The 15,621-nt window shown below is 29.9% G+C and carries 14 protein-coding genes; 9 read left to right on the plus strand and 5 right to left on the minus strand.

The annotated features are described in order from the left end of the window. Positions 1-7 precede the first annotated feature (7 nt). The 5 genes from EDB96_RS18130 to EDB96_RS18145 all read left to right on the plus strand — a co-directional run bounded on the left by EDB96_RS18130 (position 8) and on the right by EDB96_RS18145 (position 5,420). Positions 8-1,417, plus strand: a complete 1,410-nt coding sequence (locus EDB96_RS18130; RefSeq protein ID WP_134142445.1) for a hypothetical protein — start codon at positions 8-10, stop codon at positions 1,415-1,417. A gap of 199 nt (positions 1,418-1,616) precedes the next feature. Beyond that, positions 1,617-3,419 carry a glycoside hydrolase family 2 protein gene (locus EDB96_RS18135; protein WP_134142446.1) on the plus strand — a complete coding sequence of 601 codons (1,803 nt, stop codon included), beginning with the start codon at positions 1,617-1,619 and terminating at the stop codon, positions 3,417-3,419. A 167-nt stretch (positions 3,420-3,586) separates the two neighbouring features. Next, complete coding sequence (locus tag EDB96_RS18140; RefSeq protein ID WP_134142447.1) at positions 3,587-3,892, plus strand: hypothetical protein; 306 nt, start codon at positions 3,587-3,589, stop codon at positions 3,890-3,892. Between the two features lie 797 nt (positions 3,893-4,689). Then, complete coding sequence (locus EDB96_RS21095) at positions 4,690-4,851, plus strand: hypothetical protein (protein WP_166669327.1); 162 nt, start codon at positions 4,690-4,692, stop codon at positions 4,849-4,851. Then, positions 4,851-5,420, plus strand: coding sequence for a GNAT family N-acetyltransferase (locus EDB96_RS18145; RefSeq protein WP_134142449.1), 570 nt, complete (start codon positions 4,851-4,853; stop codon positions 5,418-5,420). Before EDB96_RS21095 ends, EDB96_RS18145 begins: the two co-directional genes overlap by 1 nt. Positions 5,421-5,566: 146 nt before the next feature. Here EDB96_RS18145 and EDB96_RS18150 read toward each other — a convergent pair whose 3' ends face one another. Next, positions 5,567-6,280: a hypothetical protein gene (locus tag EDB96_RS18150; RefSeq protein ID WP_134142450.1), complete on the minus strand. Its 714-nt coding sequence runs from the start codon at positions 6,278-6,280 to the stop codon at positions 5,567-5,569. 53 nt (positions 6,281-6,333) lie between these two features. Beyond that, positions 6,334-8,124 (minus strand): hypothetical protein, encoded by a 1,791-nt coding sequence (locus tag EDB96_RS18155; RefSeq protein ID WP_134142452.1) that lies wholly within the window; start codon positions 8,122-8,124, stop codon positions 6,334-6,336. Positions 8,125-8,455: 331 nt separating this feature from the next. On the opposite strand from EDB96_RS18155, the gene EDB96_RS18160 reads away from it, so the two are divergent. The 4 genes from EDB96_RS18160 (at position 8,456) to EDB96_RS18175 (ending at position 12,326) form a co-directional block, all read left to right on the plus strand. After that, the gene (locus EDB96_RS18160; RefSeq protein WP_134142453.1) at positions 8,456-9,478 is read left to right on the plus strand and encodes a hypothetical protein; all 1,023 of its coding nucleotides are present in this window, start codon (positions 8,456-8,458) and stop codon (positions 9,476-9,478) included. Positions 9,479-9,496: 18 nt separating this feature from the next. Continuing rightward, positions 9,497-10,585 (plus strand): hypothetical protein, encoded by a 1,089-nt coding sequence (locus EDB96_RS18165; protein WP_134142454.1) that lies wholly within the window; start codon positions 9,497-9,499, stop codon positions 10,583-10,585. A gap of 395 nt (positions 10,586-10,980) precedes the next feature. Then, positions 10,981-11,559, plus strand: coding sequence for a hypothetical protein (locus EDB96_RS18170; RefSeq protein ID WP_134142455.1), 579 nt, complete (start codon positions 10,981-10,983; stop codon positions 11,557-11,559). A 62-nt stretch (positions 11,560-11,621) separates the two neighbouring features. Next, positions 11,622-12,326 (plus strand): hypothetical protein, encoded by a 705-nt coding sequence (locus EDB96_RS18175; protein ID WP_134142457.1) that lies wholly within the window; start codon positions 11,622-11,624, stop codon positions 12,324-12,326. Positions 12,327-12,522: 196 nt separating this feature from the next. Here the strand turns inward: EDB96_RS18175 and EDB96_RS18180 are convergent, their stop codons facing one another. From EDB96_RS18180 to EDB96_RS18190, 3 genes are all read right to left on the minus strand, one after another. Continuing rightward, positions 12,523-13,434: a patatin-like phospholipase family protein gene (locus EDB96_RS18180; RefSeq protein ID WP_134142458.1), complete on the minus strand. Its 912-nt coding sequence runs from the start codon at positions 13,432-13,434 to the stop codon at positions 12,523-12,525. Between the two features lie 10 nt (positions 13,435-13,444). Next, a complete protein-coding gene (locus EDB96_RS18185; RefSeq protein WP_134142460.1) occupies positions 13,445-14,350 on the minus strand; it encodes a nucleotidyltransferase in 906 nt (301 codons plus the stop codon). A 427-nt stretch (positions 14,351-14,777) separates the two neighbouring features. Beyond that, a complete protein-coding gene (locus tag EDB96_RS18190; protein WP_243839379.1) occupies positions 14,778-15,617 on the minus strand; it encodes a DUF4249 domain-containing protein in 840 nt (279 codons plus the stop codon). Positions 15,618-15,621 lie beyond the last annotated feature (4 nt).

Here is a 15,621-nt window from a genome sequence, read left to right on the forward strand (position 1 = left end):
AAATTTAATGAAGCATTCCATTTATGTATTGTTCTGTTTTATAAGCCTCATTACTGCAAATGCACAGAATAACATTACGTACCAAAAAGTAGAAGCCAGACAAAATGCATTAGATCCAAAATGGGTTGCGTACGATGCAAAGACAGTTGACAAGCTGCCTGGATTTAAAATTAAAAAGCAAGAACCGATTTCGATTTATGGCGGATCAAAAGTCTGGCAGAAAGAAGCGACGGGATTTTTTAGAACAGAGAAAGTAAACAACAGATGGTGGATTATTGATCCAGAAGGTTATCCGTTCATTTACAAAGGTGTTGCAGTTTTCAACGCAGGACGCTCTGTAAATCAGCAGAAAGCATTCGATAAAAAATACGGAAGTCCAGAAAATTGGCTGAAGCAGGAAACAAAATTACTTCGTGACAATGGTTTTAATGGAGTAGGCGCGTGGTCGAATATTGATTTGGTTCGAAAAACTGAAAATCCATTGGTTTATACCATAATTATTTCGCCAATGGGCATGTATCATTCCGATCATATTAAAAAATACGGAGGAAAATACAAAGAAGCCAGCTGGCAGAATTACCGTTTTGATCTCGTAATGGTTTTCGATAAAGAATTTGATGCCTACGTAGAAAAATCCGTAAAAGACGTTTCTCAATATAAAAATGATAAGTATTTGATGGGTTATTTTACTGATAATGAACTTCCTTGGTATAACGACGCATTAGATAAACATTTAACTTTATTGGCCAAAGATGAACAAGGATATATTGCAGCAAAAGATTGGCTGGACAAAAGAAAAGGCTCTAATGCTTCAATTTCTGATGTAAATCAGGAAGATAGAATGGCGTTTACCGCTTTTTATTTTGAAACTTATATGAAGAAAGTCACAGAAGCACTTCGAAAAGCAGATCCGAACCATCTTTATTTAGGGTGCCGTTTCAATCAGGATAAGGAACAGGAATTGACAAATCCTGAGATTTTTAAAGTGGCTGGAAAATACATGGATATCATTTCAATAAATCATTATAGAAAATGGGAGCCAAGTCAGGAATTAATGAACAATTGGGGAGAATGGTCTGGAAAACCTTTTTTAATTACAGAATGGTATACCAAAGGAGAAGATTCTGGACTGCCCAATAATACCGGCGCGGGCTGGCTGGTTCGAACGCAGAAAGAAAGAGGACTTTTCTATCAGAATTTCACTTTGGAATTACTTAAAAATAAAAATTCTGTCGGCTGGCATTGGTTCAAATATATGGATAACGATCCAGAAGATTTAACCACCGATTATTCCAACCGAGATTCGAATAAAGGTATTGTGAACAGTGCATTTGAGCCTTACGCGCCTTTATTAAAAGAGATGAAAATAATCAACGATAATGCGTTTGAATTGACGCGTTATTTTGATAAGAAATAAATATTAATTTTTTAACGGAAGTACGCGTAATCTTGTCATTCCGAGGAACGAGGAATCTCCACAAGAAACTCTACAAAGATTGGCGATTATGTATGTCGAGCTTCCTGCGGAGATTTCTCCTCCGTCGAAATGACAAGATTATGATTATCGTTGTGAAAAATGGATTAAAATCACTTAAAAATAAAAAACAATTTAGAATATGAGAAAAATAATAATGCTGTGCTGTACTTTTCTGCTGATGGGGAAAGCAATGGCGCAGGAAATTCCGTTAGTTTCCAACATTTCGTCGAGGAACAATATTACTTTAAATGGAAAATGGAGTTATATTGTAGACCCGCTCGAAAACGGATATTACGATTACCGTTTAATGCCGTTTAAAAACAACGGATTTTTCGAAAATAAGAAATGGAATACCACAGATTTAACCGAATATAATTTTGCGACTTCTGCAACGATGGATATTCCATCTGACTGGAATAGTAAAGACGAAAGATTGTTTTTTTACGAAGGAACAGTTTGGTTTCAGAAAGACTTCAATTACAAAAAGAATTCTCAAAGCAAAGGTATTCTTCATTTTGGAGCAGTCAATTACGATGCAAAGGTTTATGTAAACGGAAAACTGGCAGGAACTCACGTTGGTGGTTATACACCATTCAATTTTGATGTAACCGATTTATTGGTGGACGGCAATAATTTTGTTGTTGTAAAAGTTGATAACAAACGCCATAAAGATAATGTCCCGACCGTAAATATGGATTGGTGGAATTACGGCGGTATTACAAGAGATGTGACTTTAGCGCAAGTCCCGAATACTTTTATCGAAGATTATTTGGTACAATTGGACAAAAAAGAAAAAGGAAAAATTTCCGGCTGGGTAAAGCTGAATAGTGAAACAGCAAACCAGTCTGTTTCGGTTTCGATTCCAGAGTTAAAAATCAAAAAGAGTGTTACGACTGATGCCAAAGGAATGGCGTATTTTGAAATTAAAGCCAATCCTATTTTATGGACGCCAGAAAAACCAAAATTATATGAAGTAACGATTAGCAAAGCCGACGAAAATATTGCAGATCAAATTGGTTTTAGAACTATAGAAACCAAAGGAAAAGAGATTCTGTTAAACGGAAAAAAAGTCTTTTTACGCGGTATTAGTATTCACGAAGAAGCCCCTTTCAGATCAGGAAGAGCCTGGTCAGAAGAAGATGCTGTTACTTTATTGACTTGGGCAAAAGAATTAGGCTGTAACTATGTTCGTCTGGCGCATTATCCGCATAACGAAAAAATGGTAAAAGAAGCTGAAAAAATGGGATTGATGATCTGGTCTGAAGTTCCTGTTTATTGGACCATTTCATGGACGAATCCAGACACTTACGCGAATGCAGAACGTCAATTGCACGATATGATTTACAGAGATAAAAATCGCTGCGGCATTGTAATCTGGTCAATTGCAAATGAAACGCCGCATGGAGATGACAGAGATATTTTCTTGAGTAAATTGGCCAAATATGCGCGTACACAAGATAATTCTCGTTTAATAAGTATGGCAATGGAAGTAACCAAAAGTCCAAACAATGTTAATACACTTCACGATAATATGAACGAATATGTAGACATTGTGAGTTTCAACCAATATCTAGGCTGGTACAGAGGAACAAACGAATCGTGCAAAGACATGCAATGGGTAATTCCGTATAGCAAGCCGGTTATCATCAGTGAATTTGGAGGCGAGGCTTTACAAGGTCGTCACGGCGATAAAAAAGAACGCTGGAACGAAGAATATCAAGAAGAATTATATATTCAAAACACACAGATGTTCAATAGAATCGAAGGTTTAGCAGGAGTTTCGCCTTGGATTTTAGTTGACTTTAGATCACCAAGAAGACAATTGCCAAATATTCAGGATTTCTTTAATCGTAAAGGTTTAATCTCCGATCAAGGAATTAAAAAGAAAGCTTTTTATGTAATGAAAGATTGGTACGCTCAGAAAGAAGCCGAATATAAATAAGAGTTTTAAATAAAGTGAAAAACCTTCGAAGTCAAATTTTTGATTTTGGAGGTTTTTTGGTTTTAATGAATTTTATTTTTACTTTTTTGAGCAGTTATCATATGTGATAACCTCTATTCCAGAATAATAATTCAATTTTGACTTATCAAAAAACGTCAATTATAATTATGGAAACACAACAAAAAGCCGTAACAGAATTATTAGAAATAGTGAATAAAGGAAACTATTTTAATAAACTCAAACCTAACAATGATTCTTTATCCGCAACGTTGAATGTGTCTTGTTACAGTGAATTGAATATTATAGTTACCGCTTTATTGAAAGCAAGTATTACAATGCTCCAAAGCGAAAATTCTACCAAGCCTTTCTCTGATGCTATGGTTTTGGTTGAAATGGCTTTGCAACTTTTGCCTAATGATGAAATGGAGTTGTTGGATGAGGTTTTTAGAGTTGAGTTAGATATTAAAAAATAAGGCTTTTATATGATTGTTTTTTACTCTAGGATTTAATGATTTTAAAGAGAGATATTTAGTAATAATAAGCATCGCTGTTGAGGTTCTTTGGCGGATGAAGAGGTTCCGCTTTGAATTATTAACCAGCCTTGTAAATACTAAGATTGTCTGCTATTTAAGAGCCAGCACAGAAAAAAAAGTGTACCTCGAAATTTTTATCAATTTCGTTGAGAAATATAGGTTTAATAAAGTAAAAAAAGCGAATATCTATCTTGAATATTGAGGTTTTAAGAAGATCAAATTGATTTTATATAAATTTTCGATGATCGAACTACTCCGTAAGTTCTCGAACAATGCTTATTATCTAAAATAATTTTTAATGATATCGAAATTCTAACCCAAAACAAATCATATCAATTTTGTAGTGCTCGCTCCACCGAATTTTAATAAACCAAAAAAACAGGTATTTCTACGTACTTGTTAAACCAAGATTTAATATAGATTTGCCTAAAAAATTGATAATTAATTTGTACCTTTAGAGTAAGAGTCGATCTATAATTGTTGGACGATATATTTATAGCAAAATATTAACATTAACAATATAAGTATTGGCGTTGTTTTTGCTGACTAATTATTATAGCATGCGATGTATTATTTAGATTGGTTCTAAATTAATTTTTAACGATTAACGGTAACTTAACATTTTTATATTTGCGAAGTCGAAAATACTTGAATAGTACGGTTTTCCGTAAATATACGTATATATAATTTGAGGTATTTAGACAACAAACTCATTTTTTAATCAAAAGCACTACACAATGGCAAAGCCAATCAAAAATACTCCCGTATTAAGAGGTAAAGAAGCCGTTACCTTTTACAAATCTATTGATTTAAATCAAGATAAGAAAATTAGTGCGTCAGCTTTGAATTCAGTTAGAACTGATGCTCAAAAACTAAAAGAACTTCTAAAGGTGAACTAATGCCGTTTACTGGTTTCAAATTTTCTAAGCTAAATTCTGCTACTAATATTCTTCCTTTTGAATGTGGTGATGAAGATTTAAATAGTTTTCTTTCTAACAAAGCTATTGCTTACAAAAAAGAATTGCTTGCTACAACATATATACTTGAAAGCGAAGAAAAGACTATCGCATATCTTAGCATATATAATGATGCCTTGGCTGTTCAGGAAAAGAACTTTGCGTCAAAGAGTGCATTAGAAAGAACTGTAAAAAAAATAATCGACCATCCAAAGAGACATTTAAGGCAGTTCCCTGCAATTAAAATAGGTCGTTTAGCTGTTTGTAAACAAACAAAAGAAACGAGAAAAGGAATAGGCAGAAGTCTTGTTAACTATGTTATCAATTTAGCACTGGAACAAAACAGTAGTTGCGCATGTCAGCTAATTACTGTTGATGCCTACAGTGAATCGCTAGATTTTTATACAAAACTAGGCTTTAATTTTCTAACAGAAAAAGACAAAGGCGAGGATACCAGACAAATGTACCTTGATCTCAGGCCTTATATGAATGCGTTTGAGGAAACTCTTTAATGGTATTTCCAGTATATTATTGATTTTTAAGTTTTTTTTTTTACTACTGTAAGATTTACCGATAATATTTGAAATATTAATAACGTATTGATATCAGGGCTTAGTTATGTTTTTTTATCGTTATTCAATGGGGATTTTTGAATTTTTCACTTATTTGAATTTTTCTTCTTGTTCTCGTAATCAATTACAATTTGTTCATTTGTCATTTCTTTTAGTAATGAAATATAATTTTTAAACATTATATTAAAATCGTTTATTAAATTCTCTAATGGTACTGTAAGTAATTTATTTTTTTGTCTATCAAATTCCGAATTAAAGTTTCTTATAGCATAAACTGTAGGTTTTTCAAGTTGTCTATAGAATAGTACATGATCATTAATGAATGAGTGCTTGTAAGTATTTGTAATGTCATTTACGTTTTTTAAAAGGGTTTTATAATCAAGAAAAAAACTCACTTCTTCAAATTTATTCTCATTCCATTTCCCTAATAAATTACCAATGCTTTCTACTTCTATTTTTCTCGGATAGTCTCCCAATTCTTTTCTTTTTTCAACTATATACAACAAAGCTATTAATTCATCGATTATCATTCGCAAATCTGACATTACATGTATAATCTCAATGTAAGGAGTAATAACCGTCCTTTTGTTATTTAAGCCATTTCTTTGTTTTAAATTAATGTTATAAAGCTCTACTTTTTCACATATCGAAACTAAAATATCGTTAAGATAATCTAACCTACTGAATACAAAATGAACCTTGTTGCTTAAATTTCCCCAGTATTCAGAAGTGCAAAATTCAGGTATATCATCAGCATAAATTTCTTTTGTAGCATCTCTATAAATATCAAATTGTATCATGTTTCAGTTTATCTTAAAAAAGAATTGATTGAGCCTCTATTATTGATTGAAATTTATTGAAAAATTTCATTGGGATTGTCAATCTCTAAGAATTTTTCTAATTTTTCACCTTTCAAAGCACCCAATATAATTTCTTGTGTAATAAAATAGTCATCAATCGATACCTTTCCATCATTATTAACATCAACAGTAACATCAGACATAAAATTTAAAATTGAATTTAAGGTAAAGGATAAATAATATTTTAGATGCGCGATGTGTGTGTGGATTCCATTTTTTATCGCGGCGTTATGAACTATTTCATTTCTGATACGATATAATCTCGTTATGTTCCATATCAGATTATCTTGGTGTTTTTTTAAAACATCTTCAATTTTGTTTGGCTCTTCATGCCATTTCTTAAAAAAAGCAGTTCTAAATTTAAGTAGCTCAGAATTAGTGTTATTGTTGATTGTGTTATAACTATTGTGATCAATTAAATATTTTAGATCATCATTGTAATTTGTAATATTGGGTTTTAATCCAAGTCTTCTCAATGATCTATGAAAATCATATAAGTTGCGTTTTACATAGATTAAACTGTGACACTTAGGGAAATAGTTTCTTATTCTATCAATAGTTTTTTCATCAGAATTGAAAGAAGTAAAAATAAATTCCAGTCCAATCCAATAATTTAACAATTTTGTCTCAAGTTCAGGTGATTCACTGCCAGTCCTGTAATATCTAATAGCACTAAGGATTTTGTCAAAACTTTCAGGATCAATATTTTTTGTTTTTATAGTAGTTATTTTTTGCAACAGATCTGCGAAAACATCAGAATCGCTCTTAAAGTAACCATCAATTTGAAAATTGCTAGGACTAATAGATGCTTTTAAAGGTTCTTTTTCTCCAATTGTGGCACATTGTGAATCAATTTTAAAATGTTTATTATTATATCCGAGATGATAAATGTCTAAATCTTTAGATAGCTTATTTATTCCTAATTGAATTGCTTTGAAATAGTCTTTACTTTTGAAATCAAGGGATATAAGGATTTTTTCTTTGTTTTTCTCTAAAAAATTATAGACTTCGTCTGAAATTTTAGTTTTGTTAATTCGCCTATATTTTTTATCAATTAAATTGTAAGAATTGTCAATTTTTTTTAGTTCTGGAAATTGAAATGAATTATCATTAATTAAAAATATAACTGTGAAATTTTCATCTATTTTGTCTATTATAGATTTAAAAACAGCTATTTTATCTGAGAATGTTGGGGTATTACTATTGTAAATAAATATACTCTGAAATGTTTTGTAAAGATACTGTTTGGTAAATCCTTTACTAAGTAATTCAATATAGAGGTAATCAACAAGGACAATTAAGTTTTTTTTTAAATCATCAAATATCTTTTTTTGAGCTTCAATAAAGTTGCCTTCTTCATCAAAAAAGTTAGAATATGATTCTGTTATTAATTTAATTTTGTCAAATATATTGGAGCAGTATTCTTGATTATCTTTTAAAATTAGTTTACTTGATTGTATAATTAACTTGTAATTTTTTCTCTCAGCTTTTTCTAAAATACCAGTGTAATGTTTTTTGTTAATCTTTATAAATTTTAATTCGTCATTGTTCTCATTTAAAATTTTCTTTAGTTCTTTGGAAGTATAATTGACGTAATCGTTATTAGTTAAGATTCCGTTTATTGATGATTGAGTGACAGTGATTAATTCTTCAATTAATGTTTTTGGATTATGTAATCGGAGTCTATAACTATCTATTGTATTTTGATATAAAGATTCAACAGATTTTTCTATAAACAATTTTTCTAAATTATTAGTTGGGTATTGAAGATCTATATTTTGCATTTAATTATTATTGTATTACTTTTGTATAAAAGTAGAAAAAATAATTAAACATACAGAAAGGGGTTCGGGTACTTCCTCTACTTTGCTTTAGTAAGATTTATTCGTCCCCCTAAGTAATAAAGACTGATTTTTAAAATCAGTCTTTTTTTTATATTATAAATAAGCTTGGAATCGGTCTTAAAATTTCGTAACCACGAAGATTCTATCTTTATATCATTTTGAGAAATTTGACTATATTTATTTTATGTTTAATCAACTCTTAAAAAAAAGATTTTTTGAATAAACTTTATATTTTAAAATACTTTGGTTCTTTTTCAATTAACAATTTTCAATGATAAAACACTTTACTCACCCAGAAGGGAAATTTATTATAGCATTACCAGTGGAATGGCAGTATAAAAATGTTGCTGTTGGAGAAAAGGAAGAACCTCCGTTTAGTTTTGAACTTTATGAAGAGACTGTAGGTTGTTTTCAAATTAGCATTTATCATGAAAATGAAAAAAGTATTCCTAAAAATCTAGAGAAGCAAAAATGCAACAAGGATAATCTTGATTTTGTTCAAAAGAGAATGGATGGAGGCGGATTCAATATGCACTTATTTTATGCTGTGGTTGAAGATCATTTGTTTATGGCAAAGTATATTTACGATACAAAAGATGAAAAGTCAGAAAAAATTTCAGAAGAGTTAATTAAAGTTATGAAAGCTTTAAAAACACTTCAATTACTGTCATCTGAAAGGAGAGCCGAAGCTATTGAGATTGATAAATATGAAAAATTCATGTCCTCTCTTGCGGCGTCTTTTGATTTATTAAATATAGCCTATAAAAACAGCTCAGAAATTGAAATAATAATAATTATAGCAAATCAAATTGATGCTTATTTGCGTTTAGCAATTGTTATGAAAAAACAATTAATATCAAACACAAATGAAATTGATATTAGATTATTATATCAAGAAGAAAATGATAAACCCATATTTGAAAGACATATTTATAAGCTAGCGAAAGAGCTAGTAATTATAAATCAAGATATATTTAATAGATTAGAATATTTATATAGTGATCGCAATAGAATGGTACATCGCTATATTATTTCAGATTTAAAAACAAGAGATATTGGAGAGTTGTCGATTGAATACGTCTTAATTTGTGAAGAAATCAGGTTAATACTTGCTAGTATTGAAGATGATCAATTTGATAAGCAAATAGGTATTTACGGTGGGAAAAGAAATCCTAAAGATGAGCATAGCAAAGAAAGTATCAATTTTTTGCATTCCCAAGTAAATGATAAACATTTAGTTGCTAGTTTGCAGAGGAAAATAGATTTGAGTAATAACGATAAACTAGACACTTAAATAAATACTAAAAGATATATGCGATTAACATTATCCATTGAAGAGGGAGAAGAAGTTTTTATATCAAAAAAATATCAAAAAATAAATGATTTATGTGCAATTATATACGACCAACTTACAGAAATTTATATAGAGAAAAATTATAAAAATCTTCTTAAAACTGAAATTATAACGGAAGAACATCAAAAATTTATTGATGAATTAAATGCGGGAGATATTCATGCGCTAGATTATTTAAAGGCAAATAATTTAGATCATGAAATAGAATTGATAATTTCAAAACATATTTTTTTAGCTGTAACATCAGATCTTATAAATTTCATATTTGAGTCATTACATTGTGCTAAAAGAGGGAAAATGACTGTAGCATATTCTCTGTTAAGGAAACCTTTTTTGGATGAATTATTTATTTTAGAACAATTATTGGTAGATCGAACTGATTTCATTAAACGATTTTTTCATGATGGTAATCCAGAAAAATATGATCCAAGTAATTCCAAAATTGATAAAAAAGAAATTATTGAGAAAGCTATAAGTAAGATTAGATTTAATTATTTTTATGATGTTGACTTAATTTATGATTTAAGGTATAACAAATCCTTTGAGTCAGGAATAAATAGTTATACTAACCAAGCTTTACATATTGTTACAAAAGATAAAAATTACAAAACTGCTGAGCAAAATCTAAATTTTGTTTTTTCTATAAAAGAGGATATGGATAACTATTTTGCAAATTATTATTTTGTTGTACCTAATTTATTATTTTATGCAGTCTCCGTTATCGATGAAATAGCTTTTAATTTCTTACAGGATGAAAAAAACAAACAAGTTAAAGTTATAAAAGAGTTTCGTCGAATAATTGCGTACTTATTTTTTACTGAGTTTGCTAATATTTCAACTAAAAAAAAGAATGAAAAAATTTTAAAGCATTTTTACAATCATTTAATGTTTAAATGTCCTGTTTGCAAACATAATAATCAAATTGAAAGGGCGGATTTAGAATTATTTTATCAAATTGAAAATTTCATTTGCACAAAATGTTTTAACACACTAATTCATGATAAAAAATCCGTTAATGTTATTCAAAGTTTACTTGATACATTCTAAAACTCAACTGATGTGTGAGAGCTTTTTAAGCATATTATTGACAACAGTTTTAAAAATTTAATTGTAATGGATTGAGTTCATTACAATAACAAAAAATATATAAAATGAATTTTAGTGAAAACATAGTTGGAAATACAAAATCATTTGAGATTTTTACTTAAGAATTTAATGGTAATATTGATTTTCTTGATAATTTTTCTGATCTCATATGTTTTAGAGGGAGAATGATTTCCTTTTTTACGGATAAAAAAATTTACAACATTGGCACAACGTTGTTAGATAATTCAGTCCAGACATTAAAGAGTATTAAATTGTGTTGTTCAATTGGGAGTTTTGCTGACGCAAATACCTTGATTAGGAAGCTAAGAGATGATTTAATCCTATATATTTATATTTTGGATGTTGCAAATAAGCGAACAAATTCAATATTAGATTTAAAATTTGATTCTATTCTCACTGAAAACGAAAAAGCAGTTGAAGCATGGCTTGGTAATACAGTTTCGGAACTTCCCAACAAGATCAAAATGAAATTAAGCTTTGAAAATTATATGAAATATTTGAAGCAAAATGAAGACATAACTAAAACACTTGAAAATTATAATTTGGAACATTATTGGGAAACATTAAGAAGTAGGCTTAATGACTATGTCCATAATAATGGAATTCAGTTCACATCTCACAATTTAATAAAGGAATATAATCAAAATCTAGATATTTATCTAAAAAATATAAATATCAGGACATCCTATATAATTACTTTATTTTTGGTTCTTATAATTATGACAGAGGCTCCGTTAATAGCTTCAACTGATATGATTGATCATTTGGAATGTGGTCTGACTCCTCCTGAAGATTGTCAATATGAAATTGCCCCTTTCATCCAGAACTATATTGATAAAAAAGTTGTGGTTTTTCATCCTGAATTAAAACAATTTTTGAGAGACAATAATAAGTATGATATGAGAATACGATAAGAACTTAAGGGAGGCAAAAATGATTTTATAGAATTAATTATAAATAAAATAACTAATTAAATATGAAAATACTTTCTGAAAGGTCACCTTTTAAAATGCTTCCTTTACAAATGGATGAATATCAAAGAATGATTTTCGACGCAATTCGAATTACGTTTGAAATGTTAGAAGTAGATTATGCATTGTTAGAAAATAAACTTCATGAGTTATCACAAGATGATGTTGTTAAAGAAAATACATCTGAAATTTTCTCTCGTGCATGGGCAATTATTGATCATAGTTCTAGACTAATTAAATTATTTCAAAAACTTCCTTCAGAAAGTAATCACAAAATACTTGAAAGCATTTTAGAGGTAAATGCATTTAGAAATACTATTCAGCATTTGCATGAACGAATAGATGAGTCAATGTATGAAAACAGATCACCTTTCTATGGAATTTTGGTTTGGTATCACAAAAATTTAAATACCGAAGTTTTGACACCAAAAGCACTGGTAAGTGGTATTGCTTATGGATTTAAGTTGACTTTTAAGATACCTGAAAACCGCGAAATTATTAATGAAATTAGTTCAATCACATTGCAAACAGTGGATAAAAAGCAAACAATTTCGATTAATTTAAGCGAACTATTGCTTAATATTAAACATGTCTGCTTGACTAATGAAAATAAAATTGGCGACTTTTTTGAAACGCAAGGTTGGCCCCTTTGCGATTGGTCCAAGAGACAAGATATTATGATTAATTTTAAAACTGAAGATAAACAATAATAATTACGAAGAATGTATAAAAAATTATCTGAAAGTAGTGATGAAAAACGAGATTTCTTCCACAAATTGTTTGAATAATTAGTCTACTAGTATAAAAACTGTGCAAAAAAATATAGAAGCAACTGGCATTATTTGAGGACTGTCAAATAGCGATAGTTTAATAATATTTCTCCTTATTTATATAAGAACAATATATTTATGGAATGTTTAAGAGTTTTAAAATTTCTTTTTCATATTTGGCATATGAAGCTCTTCCAAGCTGAATCATTTTATTTAACTTTTTCAAGTCGTACTCAAACATATTTGTTCCATGTTTAGGTTCTGGAAAAGACTCACTAATCCTCAGCATGTCTAAATTTGGAAACAATAATTTAGAAACAATTGTGTTACTGTTTGTACTGGCGTTCAAAACTCGCTCAAAAAAGTTAAAAATCCCTATTCTTTTTAAAAGTCTCGAAATTATGCCTGATGTATTTTCGATGTAATGTCCTACGCCAACATTTAAAATATGGATATCCTGCTCATTGATTCCTATAGATTTGTATGCGTCAATCATTGCATACAAGGTTGAATTGTTTGCGATAAATCCTCCGTCCACAACTTCAATCTCTCCATGATTTTCCGTTTCAATTTTCACTTTATTGAAAAATGGATATGCTGCACTCGAACAACGAATTGCGGTTTCAATACTGCAACCAAAGCCTGGAATAAAAGACTGTTTCATTCCGTGAGCTTGTTTAATATTTGTTTTGAAGATCAATGGCATTTGAGTATCAAAATTTAAAGCTACAATTCCAACATCAGTTTTAAATGCATCGAATTTTTTATCGCCAAAAATTTTTTTCGCTTCTCTTTCAAGAGCTTTGCTTTTTGCTGCTTTACTTCTATTTCTCATTATGGTCGGTATAAGTTCTAAATAGAGCACTTGAATTTCGTTTAGTGAAAATCCTACACCGATTAAAGCAGCTATTATCGAGCCAGTACTTGTTCCATAAATTAGGTCAAAAAATTCACATAAGGGTTTACCGAGTCTCAATTCAAGTTCTTTTAAAACTCCTATAGTGTATACTCCTTTAGATCCTCCGCCATCTAATACTAATACATTCATAGCTCATAGTTTATTGAAAATCATTCCAAAATTTAATTAATTGATTTCTAAACATCTTACAATCAGCAACACTCCATTGCTGATTCGTATTTCCAAACAGGTAACGTTGTTTGTTTTGACATACTAGCTCTTCTAATTGAGAATCAGAATAATTGTAGAATGTATTTAATACTGCTAAAACTCTTGCATAGTGGCTGGTCTTCTGAAAATTACTGTCAGGCATATTAAACATTAATCCTTCAATAAAATATGAAGGAGCAAGTGAACTCTGAATTGTAGCACCATTTACAAGTTTTGACTTTATGTTTTTAATTATCCTTATTGTAGATTTATAATTAGAATTACAAACTTGATTTTTTAAGGTACCATTATCAAAATGTATTTTAGGAAAATTCACAACCTTTTCATCAGTTTCATTGGTCCAAAAGACTATGCCTTTGGCATAATTGGTCGTGTTAATTTTACTAAAACTTCTGTATTCTCTATATTCAGCACAACAAATGACATCACAGTCTAACCTTCCTGAATTAGCAAGTATTTTAATTGAATTATTACCGACCTTTACATAAGCATCCCCAAAATAATATTTTAATCTTTCAATAATAGCATTTGTAAAAGAAGTCAATGAATATTTCCCATCAGAATAACATTCATTAAAATCCTGTAGCTGCTGCCAACTTAATTCATCCTTATTGGAGTAAAATATCGAGTAAAATTCAACAACAACATCAACATCACTATCTCCTCTGATATTAGTAGAGTTACGATAAGATCCTTGCAAATATATATTGAAACTAATATCATCGTTCCATGTATGACCTTCAATACAAGTTTTTATAGAGTTGTATGTAGTAGAAGATGAAACTGTCGCGCCTAGGTTTGACCAGGTTTGTAATTGTGCTTCGGGTATTGACATGACTAGATTATTATCAACTCGTTAATAAATATGTTTATGCTAGTTGAAGACTAAGATAAGAAAAGTTTTGTAATATTACTTTTTATAAATCATTGCAGTGTCCGTATATTTTTAGCACTTTTTGTTTTACGGATACAATGGTTCCGCTGAAAATTCTTCAAATATGCTATAAATACTGTGTATTTTACATTGTTTAAAATAAAGGTTTTGAAAAAGTGTACTTCGAGTCAAGATTTCCATAAACTAACCGCAAGCTAAATGCAATTTCTTTAATGAAAGATTACTACAAGCAGAATAAACAACAATACAAACAAAACTTTTCTACAAGCCTCATTTCCTAACCCAAGGCTTTTCCATTAATACACCAAAACACAAAAGCCCTAAACATTCTCGTTTAAGGCTTTTGTATTTTTATGGATAACCATTTTTATTTCACCAAATAATCAACCTGATCAGCTTCGCAAAGTCTAAAATAACCCATTGCATAATTATTGGCATTGTTGGTATTGATTATATTCCCGCGAATGTTTCCAGGAGGAACAGAAAACGGATTTGAATTTGAAGCTTCTAAAATTAATTTCATGTAATTGAAAAAGTTTTTAGAAACACCTCTATGTGTAATTTTTACCGTATTTCCGGACTTCATATCTTCATCAGAAAACCTTGTACTGATTTCATTTCCATTATAAAATTCATCATTTGTAATTTCGTATTCTGGAAAAATTAAAAACTCACTTTGATAATCGGTTAAATAAAAATTAACTTGATCTGCGGGATCAGTATAGTAAAAAGTCAGTTCGATAACATCCTCTCCGCCAAAATCGGGAACAATGGCTTGTTCTACCTTCGTAATTGGCGTTACAGAAGTTAGTTTTTCTGTTGCTGTAAAACTTTGTCCTTCGGCTTCAACAAATAATTTATAATCCATGTCGATTACAGGAACAAAATTATTGCATTTGTAAACCCCTGCTTCAGATTCAGTAAAAGTAAAAACGTCGCCATTACTATTTTCAACGCGTACTTGAGCTCCCGAAACTTTTGGTGTTGTATCGTTGTAATACGGAGCTGTTTTACTGATTTTTATAGTTTGTTCGTTTCCTGCAGTTCCTTTTTTCCAGATAATTTCAGCATCAATTACCAATCTTGTTTCGCCAGTTTCTAAATCAAGGTTTACAACATCTTCACAAGAAGTAAAAGACAAAGCCAGGAAAAGTGTTAATATTGCCAGCGCTTTGTTTATTGTACTATATTTTTTCAATCTGTTCATCGCA

This window comes from Flavobacterium sp. S87F.05.LMB.W.Kidney.N (assembly GCF_004366435.1).
Taxonomy (GTDB): domain Bacteria; phylum Bacteroidota; class Bacteroidia; order Flavobacteriales; family Flavobacteriaceae; genus Flavobacterium.

What these genes read in the sequence shown, in the direction of transcription:
- EDB96_RS18130 (WP_134142445.1), top strand. Translation starts at nt 8, where the DNA reads ATGAAGCATTCCATTTATGTATTGTTCTGTTTTATAAGCCTCATTACT.
- EDB96_RS18135 (WP_134142446.1), top strand. Translation starts at nt 1,617, where the DNA reads ATGAGAAAAATAATAATGCTGTGCTGTACTTTTCTGCTGATGGGGAAA.
- EDB96_RS18140 (WP_134142447.1), top strand. Translation starts at nt 3,587, where the DNA reads ATGGAAACACAACAAAAAGCCGTAACAGAATTATTAGAAATAGTGAAT.
- EDB96_RS21095 (WP_166669327.1), top strand. Translation starts at nt 4,690, where the DNA reads ATGGCAAAGCCAATCAAAAATACTCCCGTATTAAGAGGTAAAGAAGCC.
- EDB96_RS18145 (WP_134142449.1), top strand. Translation starts at nt 4,851, where the DNA reads ATGCCGTTTACTGGTTTCAAATTTTCTAAGCTAAATTCTGCTACTAAT.
- EDB96_RS18150 (WP_134142450.1), bottom strand. Translation starts at nt 6,280, where the DNA reads ATGATACAATTTGATATTTATAGAGATGCTACAAAAGAAATTTATGCT.
- EDB96_RS18155 (WP_134142452.1), bottom strand. Translation starts at nt 8,124, where the DNA reads ATGCAAAATATAGATCTTCAATACCCAACTAATAATTTAGAAAAATTG.
- EDB96_RS18160 (WP_134142453.1), top strand. Translation starts at nt 8,456, where the DNA reads ATGATAAAACACTTTACTCACCCAGAAGGGAAATTTATTATAGCATTA.
- EDB96_RS18165 (WP_134142454.1), top strand. Translation starts at nt 9,497, where the DNA reads ATGCGATTAACATTATCCATTGAAGAGGGAGAAGAAGTTTTTATATCA.
- EDB96_RS18175 (WP_134142457.1), top strand. Translation starts at nt 11,622, where the DNA reads ATGAAAATACTTTCTGAAAGGTCACCTTTTAAAATGCTTCCTTTACAA.
- EDB96_RS18180 (WP_134142458.1), bottom strand. Translation starts at nt 13,434, where the DNA reads ATGAATGTATTAGTATTAGATGGCGGAGGATCTAAAGGAGTATACACT.
- EDB96_RS18185 (WP_134142460.1), bottom strand. Translation starts at nt 14,350, where the DNA reads ATGTCAATACCCGAAGCACAATTACAAACCTGGTCAAACCTAGGCGCG.
- EDB96_RS18190 (WP_243839379.1), bottom strand. Translation starts at nt 15,617, where the DNA reads ATGAACAGATTGAAAAAATATAGTACAATAAACAAAGCGCTGGCAATA.